Below are 10,880 nucleotides of genomic sequence, written 5' to 3'. Positions count from 1 at the left end.
CACCGATCCGCAATCCCTGTCGCCGGCCGAAACGCTGTCGCGACTGGAACAGGCGATCAAGGACCAGCCCGCCGCGCCGGAGCCGCACTTCTTCATTGGCGAGATGCTGCGCGCGCAGGGCCGGCCGGATGATGCGCTGCGGGCTTATCAGTCGGCGCTGCGGCGCAATCGCGATTTCGTGCCCGCCCTTATCGCGCTGTCCGATGTGCTGGTGGAACTTGGCGAGGGCGCGATCAGCGCCGATGCGACCCGGCTCTATGCGCGGGCCTATGAACTCGATGAGACGCAGGTGCGCGCGGGCATGTTTGCGGCCATGGGCGCGGCGCAGGCGGGCGACCAGGCCAGGGCGGAGCAGGCCATGCGCTACATTTACGCACGCCTGCCGGAAGACGACCCCCGCCGCGACCGCTTCCGCGCGATGATCGAGGCCATCGGGGAAGAAGGGGCGGCGGCGCCTGCGCAATAGCCCGCCGCATTGCCGCACTCCCCAAACCCACCGGTGCGCCCTATACCTTCACGCATGCGCGCCCGAACCCGCCGTCTCTACACCTTCGCAATCGCCGCCTTGCTGGTGCTGGGCGCGGCCGTGCTGGCATTCTTCGCCCTGCGGGAGAACGTAAACCTCTTCTACACGCCGCAAGTGCTGGCCGAAAAAGGCATGCCAGAAGCGGGCAAGGAAGTTAAGGTCGGCGGCTGGGTGGAGCCGGGTACGCTGACCTATGCGGATGGCGGCGCAACCATGCAGTTCATCGTCATCGACAACAGCCCGAACACGATCACCGTGCGCTTCACGGGCGTTGCGCCGGATCTGTTCCGCGAGGGGCAGGGCGTAGTCGCGACCGGATCGTTTACCGAAGGCGGCACCTTCACCGCCAAGCTGCTGCTGGCCAAGCATGACGAGAACTACCAGCCGCGCGAACTGAAGCCGCTCGAGGCGGGCGGATGATCGAGGCCGGACATTTCGCGGCCTTCCTCGCATTTGCCCTCTCGCTGGCGCAAGGCGTGTTCGGCCTGCGCGGGCAACGCCGGCTGGCGGGCCTGACGGCCATCGCCGCGTTCGCCCTGATGGCGCTGTCGTTCCTGACGCTGATCAACGCGTTCGTGACTTCGGACTTCTCGGTCGCCCTCGTCACCAACAATTCCCATACGCTGAAGCCGATGGTCTACAAGATTGCCGGCACATGGGGAAACCATGAAGGCTCGATGGCGCTCTGGTGCCTTGTCACCATCGGATTTGGCGCCTGCGCGGCGGCGATGATGCGCACGGGGCGCGAGGTGTTTGAAGCGCGTGCCCTCGGGGTTCAGGGCCTGCTGTCCTTCGGCGCGCTGGCTTACCTGCTGTTCGCGTCCTCGCCTTACCTGCGGCTTGATCCGGCGCCGTTTCAGGGCGGCGAACTGAATCCGCTGCTGCAGGACCCGGCGCTCGCGATCCATCCGCCAATGCTTTACCTCGGCTATGTCGGCTACTCCTTCGTCTTTGCGCTCGCGGCGGCGGGCCTGATGGAGGGCCGCATCGACCGCGCCTGGGCGAGGGAGGCACGCGTCTGGTCGCTGGCTGCCTTCGCGCCGCTCACCTTCGGCATCGCGCTCGGGTCTTACTGGGCCTATTACGAGCTTGGCTGGGGCGGCTGGTGGTTCTGGGATCCTGTGGAAAACGCTTCCCTGATGCCCTGGCTGATCGGCGCGGCGCTGCTGCATTCGGTAGTCGTCACCGAGAAGCGCGAGGGCTTTGCCGCATGGACCGCGCTGCTGGCCGTGCTGGCTTTCCTGTTCTCGATCCTTGGCGCCTTCCTCGTACGCTCAGGTGTGCTCACATCCGTCCATGCGTTTGCGGTCGATCCAGAACGGGGCACCCTGCTGTTGCTGGGCCTGCTCGCGTATGGGGGATTTGCGCTTGGCCTGTTTGCCCTTCGCGCACCAAAGCTCGAAGGCGGCAAGGCCTGGACGCTGCTCAGCCGCGAAGGCGCGCTGATGGCGAACAATGTCGTGCTGATCGTAGCGACGCTCACCGTGCTGCTCGGCACACTTTTCCCTCTGATCGCCGAAGCGTTCGGGCGCACCATCTCGGTCGGCGAGCCCTACTTCAACCTCACATTCGTTCCCATCCTGGCGCTGATCCTGCTTCTCCTTCCGGTCGTTCAGGCCTGGGCATGGGGCAAGGCGGATGTGAAGGGTTGGCTGCGCTGGGCGGCGGGCGGGGCGGCCCTCGTCCTTGTTTTCGTGCTGCTCGGTATTGGCCCGCTCGACATTCCGGCTGGCGCCGCGTTCGGCCTCGCGGTCGGCACCTGGCTCGTAGGCGGCGCACTTTGGGAACTGAAGCGCCGGGCGATCACACCGGGGAGGGTGTTCAAACTGCCGCGCCGGGTCTGGTCGATGACGCTGGCGCATATCGGGCTCGGCTTGTTCGTGATCGGCGCTGTGGTCGAGACGACCGGGCGCTATGAAGCGACGCTGGCGCTGCCGGAGGGCGGCTCTGGAACCGTGGCGGGGTGGAACATCACGCTGGAGGAAGTCCGCTCCATCGAGGGCCCGGACTGGTATGCCGACCGCGCCGTGCTGACCGCGCGCAAGGGAAGCCAGACGGCGACACTGACGCCGATGAAACGCTTCTATCCAGCCGCCGCCATGCCGACGACCGAAACAGCCATCCACAAGACGGGCACCGGCGACCTCTATGCGGCGCTCGGCGAAGCCCGCGAAGTAGACGGCGAGCCGCGCTGGGTATTCCGTGTCTACTTCAACCCGCTGGTCGATTTGCTCTTTCTGGGCGTCGTGCTGATTGGCCTCGGCGGCCTGCTTGGCCTCTGGCCTTCGCGCCGCGCTGCTAAGCCCGCGGCAGCCGAAGCGTAGCCTTAAGGCCCGGGCAATCCTTCGGCCCGTTTCCGTCTGCCAGCACAAGTTCGCCGCCATGCAGGTCAGCGACCGATTGCACGAGCGACAAGCCGAGGCCGGAGCCGGGCTGGGTGCGCGCCGAGTCCATGCGGTGAAAGCGCTCGATCACCTTCGGGCGTTCAACTTCCGGAATACCCGGGCCGGTATCCAGGACCGTAAGGTCAATCATCGTTTCCGGCCCGCGCGTGACGCTCAGCGAGATCGAGCCGCCGGCCGGCGTATACTTGATGGCATTGTCGATCAGGTTCGAGATCGCCTGGCCGATCAGTTCCCGGTCGCCCAGCACAAGCTGGTTGCGCATGATCTGGCTGCGGAACTTGAGGCCGGCTTCTTCGCAGGCAGGGTCAAACAGTTCGGCGAGTTCTTCGGCCACTTCGCTGAGGTCCATCCGCACACGGAGGCCTTCGGTGCCCGCGTCCAGCCGGGCGAGGCGGAGAATGGCATTGAACGTGTCGAGTACACGGTCCACTTCCTCGACCGTTTCGCCCAGTGTCGTGTTGGCGTCTTCCTGTGACATTGGCCGCGAAAGCGCGATTTCCAGACGGTTGCGCAGCCGGGTGAGGGGAGAGCGAAGGTCGTGCGCGATGGCGTTGCCGGTATTCTGGGAGGCCTCGACGAGCTTGCCGATCTGATCAAGCATCGCGTTGATCCGCTGGGCGAGACGGTCGAATTCGTCACCCGTACCGCGCACTGGAACGCGCCGGCTGAGCTCGCCGCCGATCACAGCCTCGGCGGTCTTTGCGAGTTCCTCCGCGCGCCGCGCCGCGCCGCGTGTGATCAGCACACCGCCGAACAGCGACAGGATAAGGGCGACTGGCGCAGCAACCAGGATCGCGCTCTGTATTCGGTCCACGATCACTGTCTGCTGCGCGGTATCGAACGCCACCATCAAGGCGCCGCCATTGTCGCGCAGGCGCACGATGCGCCCGGCAGCAGGGCGAAGGACCTTCGTTCCATCCGTCTGCGGAAGTTCGAAATCGAAATAGACCGTCTTCATGCCGGACTCCGGCGGGTCGTCCGGCAGGCGGGGAAAGTGGCCGGCGATCTTCCGGCCGGACGTGTCTTCAAGGTAGTAGTAGAAGGGCGAGCCCGACAGCGTCATCCGTTCGAACACGGACTGGCTGAGGCGCTGCATGCCGCCGGTATAGTAAGCGTTGGCGAGCTGCTCGAACTCCACCGTGATACGGCGCTCGGATTCGACGCGGATGTAATAGACAGTAGAATAGTAGAGATAGGCCAGCAGGGCGCCCGAAAAGGCGCCAATCATCAAGCTGTAGAGCAGGGCCAGCTTGAAGGTCGTTGTGCGCACGAAGATCGGCATCGCCTTGCGAACCCGTTCCGGGATCGGCAGGCGTATCCCGTCCGGGAATCGCGCAAGCCGCCCGGCTAGATTCGCGGGCAGCTTGGCGATGCGCTCATAGGAGAGCCAGGCCGGCCGGTTGGTGGGCAGCTTCATGGGCGCCTAGGTGCCAGCCCCCATGATCGCCGTCTAGCCCTGCAGGCGGTAACCTGCGCCCCGCACCGTTTGCAGCAGGGGCTCGGGGAAGTCCTTGTCGATCTTGGCGCGCAGGCGGGAGACGTGCACGTCGATGACGTTGGTCTGGGGGTCGAAGTTGTAGTCCCAGACCTTTTCCAGCAGCATCGTGCGGGTCACGACCTGACCGGCATGGCGCATCAGGTATTCCAGCAGGCGAAATTCGCGTGGCTGGAGATCGATCTTCCTGCCCGACCGGGTGACCTTGCGGGTCAGCAGGTTCATCTCGAGGTCGCCGGCTTTCAGCGTGGTGACCTGCGGCTCGGTGGTCGTCCGCCGGCCGAGGGCTTCCACCCGGGCAGCCAGTTCTGCCGGAACGAAGGGCTTGCCGAGATAATCCTCGGCGCCGGCCTTCAGGCCCTGCACCTTGTTCTGCACGTCGCCGAGCGCCGAGAGGAAGAGGGCGGGCGTCGTGCCGCCGGCATCCCGGAATTCCCTGATCAGCGTCAGGCCATCCTTTTCCGGCAGCATTCGGTCCACGACGAGGGCGTCGAAATCCGCGGCGCGGGCCCGGGCAAGCCCGGCAGCTCCGTCGCGGGCACATTCGACTTCATGGCCTGCATCTTCGAGAACTTTCTCGATGAAATTGGCCATTTCGTGATCATCTTCGATCACGAGAACCTTGAGGGATCGATGGTGAAGTGTATCCGCCATCAGGGGCTCCATTTACGCGGGTTACTTGGGAAGATCGATCGTGCGATAGTTCGTGACCTGACCAATCCGGAGTGCCAGCAGCACTTTCGACCGGTTGGCGGCGCGGGCTTCGGCGATGGCGCGCTCGAAGGCGTCCACGCTCGGAACAGCCCGTCCGTTAGCTGCCAGGATCACGATGCCGTTCTCGAAACCGGCTTCTTCAAAGATGCCGTCCTTCGCGACTTCGGTGACCTCGAGGCCCGTATCCCCGGCGCGCAGGCCGAGGCGGGTGCGGGTCTCTTCGTCCATCGGGGAGAGGCGGACGCCGAAGTCCGGAAGCAGCGTGCCGGGTACGGAGGACGGTGCGCCGGGGGTGGCGCGGTTGCCACTGCCGTCGCCGGCCGGGCCGGCGGCGTTCGGGTCTGCCGGGCGCTCGCCCACGGTCACGCTGATCGACTGAGGCTTGCCATCCCGCAGGATGTCGAACTCGTTCTTCGTATTGGCAATCAGCTTGGCGACGAGGCGCGTTGTCGATGTGGAATCGGTGACCTTGGTGCCGTTGACCGACAGGATGATGTCATTGCGCTTCAGGCCGGCGCGTTCGGCGGGGCTGCCGCTGGTCACGTCGGCGATCAGGGCGCCCTTGACATCCTCGAGGCCAAGAGCCTCGGCGAACTCCGGCGTCAGGTCGCCGATCTGCACACCGAGCCAGCCGCGCGAGACGCGGCCATTGCGGATCAGCGTGTCGGTCACTTCCTTGGCCAGTTCGGCGGGAATGGCAAATCCGATGCCGACCGAGCCGCCGGTGGGCGACAGGATCTGCGAGTTGACGCCGATGACATTGCCCTTGAGATCAAAGGTCGGGCCGCCCGAGTTGCCCCGGTTGATCGGCGCGTCGATCTGCAGGAAGTCGGTATACGGGCTGCCGGCGCCAAGTTCGCGGCCGTCAGCGGACAGGATGCCTGCTGTGGCCGATCCGCCGAGGCCAAACGGGTTGCCGAGGGCGACGACCCAGTCGCCCTTACGGATGTCCCGCGATGTGCCGAACGACACATAGGGGTAAGGGCCTGGTTGCTTGACGCGGACGACGGCGAGGTCGGTCAGCGGATCGGAGCCGACGAGTTCGGCGTCAATCTCGCGCCCGTCACTCATCACGATCTGGATCTGCGTGGCGCGTTCGATGACGTGGTTGTTGGTGACGACCAGGCCATCCTGCGAAATGAAGAAGCCGGAGCCGAGCGAACGCGCCTCGCGGGTGCGCGGGCTTTCCTGTTCCTGCTGCTGGCGGCGTTGTTCAAAGAAGTCTTCAAGGCCGGGCATCCCGCGGAACTGTTCGAAGAACTGATCCATGTCGCCGAGATCACTCAGGTCCTGGGTCGAGACGACGTTGACCGAGACGACGGCGGGTTCAACCTTTTCGATCAGGTCCGCAAAGCTGAGCGGGGCGCCGGGAGGCGCCTGGATGGCTATCGGTTGCGCGCCGGCGTCCGAGGAAACCATTTTTGGAATGGCGATTGCGGATCCCATGATCGCGGCCCCGAAGGCTGCCGCTACAAGCGTCTGCGCCGAAACGCCAAATTTGTTCATCAACCACTCCAGATAAGTGAAAAGGCCGCCTGATGCGGCGACGACGCCAACTTAAACATGCCACACTTAATGTGGTCATTAAAAGACAGTTAGGTGATTTCCCGCGAATGTGAACCGCTCGCAGCAGGCCACGAGCGGCGCTTTCAGGCGTCCTCCGCCTCGATTTCGGGCGATTTCCCGCCGGCCTTGCGGGCAAGAATCACGCCGGCAACAAGGCCGGTTCCGAGCAGTGCGAAGGGCAGGCCCCAGAGCAGCCATCCCGACGGATCGCGGGACGGCGGGCGGAACAGCACAAATTCACCATACCGGCTGACGAACCAGTCCCGGACCTGCTTGTCCGAGGCGCCGGCGTCGACCATCTCGCGGATGCGGATGCGCATGTCTTCCGCAATCGCGGCCGAGGACTGGGATACCGGCTCGTTCTCGCAGGCGACGCAGCGGATTTCCCGCATCAGCGACTGGGCCCGGGCTTCCTCGGACGCGTCCGCGAGCGGCGTCTCCGCGAGGAATGCAATGAAGGCTGCGGCGAGGAGACTTTTCATGCCCGTCAGATAGCAAATCCGGGCGGCGCGCGAAACCACCCACGGCGCCTCAGCCTGTCGCCCGCCGGGTTTGTTCCGGGCGGCCTCCTCGGCTAAGCCTCATGGATGCTCACGATCCGACCCATCGCCTCCAGTCCCGACATCGCCCTCGCCGCCGCCGAAACGCACGCTCCTTATCTCCGGCGCTTGCGGGACCGGGGCGTCGGCGCAAGCTTCCCAGCGGCGCTGGCGGCAGCGGTGAACCTGCCTGCGGACACGCCGATTGAGGTGGCCATGAACGTCCTGCGCGGGGCGAAGTTGGCTGTGCACCTGTCGCTGGCAGGAGACGATCTCTCCGGTCAGCGCGACGTGATGGACGTCACGCACGGATTGACCGAGTTTGCCTGTGCCAGCCTTGAAGCTGCGTTGCGCACGGCCCTGATGTCTCGCGGCCTGAAAGGCGAGGGCATCTTCGCCATCGCGCTGGGCAAGATGGGCGCCTTCGAACTCAACTATTCGAGCGACATAGACATTGCTGCCTTCTACGAGCGCGACCGCTTCGATGGCGCGGGCCGCGATCCAGGCGAAGCGGCGCAGCGTGTGGTGCGCGATGTCGTGAAGATCATGGATGAGATTACTGCAGGAGGCTATGTCTTCCGCACCGACCTGCGCCTGCGTCCCGACCCCTCCTCAACCCCCCTCGCGGTCTCAACCGAGATGGCTGAACTCTACTATGAGAGTGTTGGCCAGAACTGGGAGCGCATGGTCTGGATCAAGGGGCGGCCGGCAGCAGGCGACCGCGCCGCCGCCGAGAAGTTCCTTGGACGGATGGAGCCTTACGTCTGGCGCCGCAATCTTGATTATTGGGCCATCGGCGACATCCAGGCCATCAAACGCATGATCAATACCAAGGTCGGCGCAGATGATTTCGATATCCTCTCACCGGATGTTAAACTCGCGCCAGGCGGCATCCGCGAGATCGAGTTCTTTGTGCAGACCCAGCAGCTGATCCTCGGTGGACGCGAACCTGCGCTGCGCGACAATACCACGCTCGGCGCCATGGCCGCGCTGCAGGCGGCCGGTGTTGTCTCGCCGTCGACCGCGTCCACGCTGACCGCCGCCTACCGCGCCCTGCGCAATGTCGAGCACCGCATCCAGATGCGCCATGACGAGCAGACGCACACGGTTCCGGTGGACACCGCTGAACGGGAAAGCCTCGCCTACCTTTGCGGCTACGGCGCACTTGGGGAATTCGACCGCGACCTGCTGGAAACACGCCGGCAAGTCCAGGCCGCCTACGACGCACTGTTTGCGCAGCAGGACCGCGCCGCCACCCACCACGCCCTCGGCAATCTTGTCTTCACCGGCGTCGACGATGATCCGGGTACGGTGCAGACCCTGTCACGGCTCGGATTCTCCGATCCCTCCTCAGCCATCGACACGATCCGCAACTGGCACCGGGGCAGGGTGCCGGCAACGCGCACGGCGCGCGGGCGCGAATTGTTGACCTCCATCTTGCCGGGTATGTTGCAAGCGATGGGCGAAACGGGCGAGCCGGATCAGGCCTTTCACTGGTATTCGAGGTTTTTCGAGGGACTTTCCTCCGGCGTGCAGACGCTATCGATGCTGCTCGCAAAGCCGGACCTCCTGTCCGATCTTGTGGCCACGCTTGCGCTGGCGCCGCGCCTGGCACGCATCCTCGCGCGCCGTCCGGACCTGCTCGAGGCGCTTGTCTCCAACGTCATTCCGAAGGCGCCGGACGCCTGCGCCGCGGTGACTTTTGATGCGGCACTGGACAATTGGCGGCGCTACCACCGGGAACAGAGCTTCCTGACCGGTCACCGCCTGCTGCACGGCCTGATCGCGCCCGAAGAAGCTGCGCAGGTCTGGACACGCCTCGCCGACGACACGATCCGGTACATGGCGGCGGTGGGAGAGATGGAAACCACCCGGCGCTATGGAGAGGTTCCAGGCCGCTGGGCGGTGTTCGGCATGGGCAAGCTGGGCGGCGAGGAAATGACCGCCGGTTCGGATCTCGACATCATCGTGATCTACGACTCGTCCGCAGACAATGCGCAGAACTGGTTCACGCGTCTCACGCAGCGCCTGATCACCGGCCTGACCGCGCCAACGGCCGAAGGCGAGCTCTACGAAGTCGACATGCGCCTGCGCCCCTCCGGCCGGGGCGGCCCTGTTGCGGTCAGCCTCGAAGCCTTCCGCCATTACCAGAACGAAGAGGCCTGGACCTGGGAGCACATGGCACTGACCCGGTTGCGCTTCGTCGCCGGTGATGCGGCGCTCGGTGCGGCGGTCTGCCAGATCGGCGCCGATGCCATCTGCGCCCGGGCCCGCAGCCCGCGCCGCAAGCAGATACCCAAGGATGTGTCGGACATGCGCCAGATGCTTTACCGCGAAAAGCCCGGACACGGACTATGGGACTTCAAGACGGCGAAGGGCGGGCTCGTCGATATTGAGTTCATGGCGCAGCAGGACATGTTGCTCCGGGTACGGCCGGATCTCGTTCGCCCGAACACCGGCATGGCGCTTTCCGGCCTCGCGGACGCAGACGGCGCAGACAGCGTTGACTGGTGCTTCCTGCGCGCCGCGCTGAACCTGCTTTCGGCAATGCAGCAGCTGCAACGCATCGCGATTGGTACCGATCCGGTAGATGCTGAGATGCCCGAGGGCCTGAAAGCGCGCATGTGCCGCGCCGCCGGGGAAGAAGATTTTGAGGGGCTGGAAGCGCGCCTTTCTGATGTAAAAGCGCGGGTCCACGCCCTGGCTGCTGAAAAATTGCACCTGCCGGCGACGGAATCCTGAGGTCCCCCCGTTTCATCAGCGCTGGGATCAACAAGGAGCTCACAATGAAGAAATTCACTCTCGCCGCAGCCTCGGCGCTGACACTCGCGCTGGCTGTCCCGGTGGTCGCTCAGGCCGGAGGCCACACGGGCGGCGGCAAGCACTTCGAGAAAATCGATACGAATTCGGACGGCATGGTCACACGCGTCGAAGCTGAAACCGCTGCCCTCGCTGCATTTACCAAGGTTGACACCAACGGCGACCTTTTCGTCACGCGCGAAGAACTCAAGGCCCGCCGCGAAGCGCGCCGCGCCGAGATGAAGGCCGGGATGGCTGCGAAAATGGAAGGTAAGCAGCCGCGCAAGCCGAAATCGGATGCTGATCCGGCCAAGATGGAGGCCCGCAAGGCAAAGATGGTCGGGAAATCGGCCGAAAAGTTTGCCGCGGCTGACACGGATGGCGATGGCGCCTGGAGCCAGGCTGAGTTCCTGACACAGCACCTCGAGCACTTCACCAAGCTCGACACCGACGGGGACGGCAACATCTCCGCCGCCGAGCAGGCAGCGGCAAAGGCCAATATGAAGGAGCGCCGCAGTAAATGGCGGGACAAACCGGCCGAGCAATAAGCACAACCGGACCGGACCGGAGCCAGGCAGAGACATTTGAACACCCCCTGCAAATGTTTCTCGGGTTTCCGGTTCGGAATCGGCTAGACGCTTCTGCGTGGCCTTCACGTCTGACCTTGAACAGATCACACGGGCTGCAGCGGGCGATCCGGCTGCGGTGCGTGCCCTTGTCAACCGCTACAGCCCCGGCGTCCTCAGTCTCGCGACGCGGATGCTGGCTGACCGCGCGGAGGCGGAAGACGTGACACAGGAAACCTTCCTTCGCGCCTGGAAATCGCTGCCCTGCTG

Annotated in this window: 10 protein-coding genes; 6 read left to right on the top strand and 4 right to left on the bottom strand. The window is 64.9% G+C overall.

What is annotated here, in order from left to right; all coding sequences use genetic code 11:
- The 3 genes from WEA77_RS15330 to WEA77_RS15320 all read left to right on the top strand — a co-directional run.
- The coding region (locus WEA77_RS15330; RefSeq protein WP_368068741.1) for a tetratricopeptide repeat protein at positions 1-466 on the top strand (466 nt) is incomplete at its 5' end.
- A gap of 54 nt (positions 467-520) precedes the next feature.
- Positions 521-946: a cytochrome c maturation protein CcmE gene (locus WEA77_RS15325; RefSeq protein WP_368068740.1), complete on the top strand. Its 426-nt coding sequence runs from the start codon at positions 521-523 to the stop codon at positions 944-946.
- A complete protein-coding gene (locus WEA77_RS15320) occupies positions 943-2,850 on the top strand; it encodes a heme lyase CcmF/NrfE family subunit (protein ID WP_368068739.1) in 1,908 nt (635 codons plus the stop codon). Before WEA77_RS15325 ends, WEA77_RS15320 begins: the two co-directional genes overlap by 4 nt.
- Here the strand turns inward: WEA77_RS15320 and WEA77_RS15315 are convergent.
- The 4 genes from WEA77_RS15315 to WEA77_RS15300 all read right to left on the bottom strand — a co-directional run bounded on the left by WEA77_RS15315 (position 2,825) and on the right by WEA77_RS15300 (position 7,188).
- Positions 2,825-4,348: a sensor histidine kinase gene (locus WEA77_RS15315; protein ID WP_368068738.1), complete on the bottom strand. Its 1,524-nt coding sequence runs from the start codon at positions 4,346-4,348 to the stop codon at positions 2,825-2,827. The two genes, WEA77_RS15320 and WEA77_RS15315, sit on opposite strands and share 26 nt — an antisense overlap.
- Positions 4,349-4,381: 33 nt before the next feature.
- Complete coding sequence (locus tag WEA77_RS15310) at positions 4,382-5,080, bottom strand: response regulator transcription factor (RefSeq protein ID WP_368068737.1); 699 nt, start codon at positions 5,078-5,080, stop codon at positions 4,382-4,384.
- 21 nt (positions 5,081-5,101) lie between these two features.
- Entirely contained in the window at positions 5,102-6,646 is a 1,545-nt protein-coding gene (locus WEA77_RS15305; RefSeq protein ID WP_368068736.1) for a Do family serine endopeptidase, read from the bottom strand.
- Positions 6,647-6,789: 143 nt separating this feature from the next.
- Positions 6,790-7,188 (bottom strand): cytochrome c-type biogenesis protein, encoded by a 399-nt coding sequence (locus WEA77_RS15300; RefSeq protein ID WP_368068735.1) that lies wholly within the window; start codon positions 7,186-7,188, stop codon positions 6,790-6,792.
- A 105-nt stretch (positions 7,189-7,293) separates the two neighbouring features.
- Here WEA77_RS15300 and WEA77_RS15295 point away from each other — a divergent pair, with 105 nt between their 5' ends.
- From WEA77_RS15295 to WEA77_RS15285, 3 genes are all read left to right on the top strand, one after another.
- Positions 7,294-9,987 carry a bifunctional [glutamine synthetase] adenylyltransferase/[glutamine synthetase]-adenylyl-L-tyrosine phosphorylase gene (locus WEA77_RS15295; RefSeq protein WP_368068734.1) on the top strand — a complete coding sequence of 898 codons (2,694 nt, stop codon included), beginning with the start codon at positions 7,294-7,296 and terminating at the stop codon, positions 9,985-9,987.
- Between the two features lie 44 nt (positions 9,988-10,031).
- Positions 10,032-10,592: an EF-hand domain-containing protein gene (locus WEA77_RS15290; RefSeq protein ID WP_368068733.1), complete on the top strand. Its 561-nt coding sequence runs from the start codon at positions 10,032-10,034 to the stop codon at positions 10,590-10,592.
- Between the two features lie 97 nt (positions 10,593-10,689).
- Positions 10,690-10,880 (top strand): sigma factor (locus tag WEA77_RS15285; RefSeq protein ID WP_368068732.1); only part of this gene is annotated, 191 nt, incomplete at its 3' end.

The sequence above is a fragment of the Hyphomonas sp. genome, from assembly GCF_040882205.1.
Classification (GTDB): domain Bacteria; phylum Pseudomonadota; class Alphaproteobacteria; order Caulobacterales; family Hyphomonadaceae; genus Hyphomonas.
Note: the sequence above shows the minus strand (reverse complement) of the source record. Positions and strands in the feature narration are given on the sequence as shown.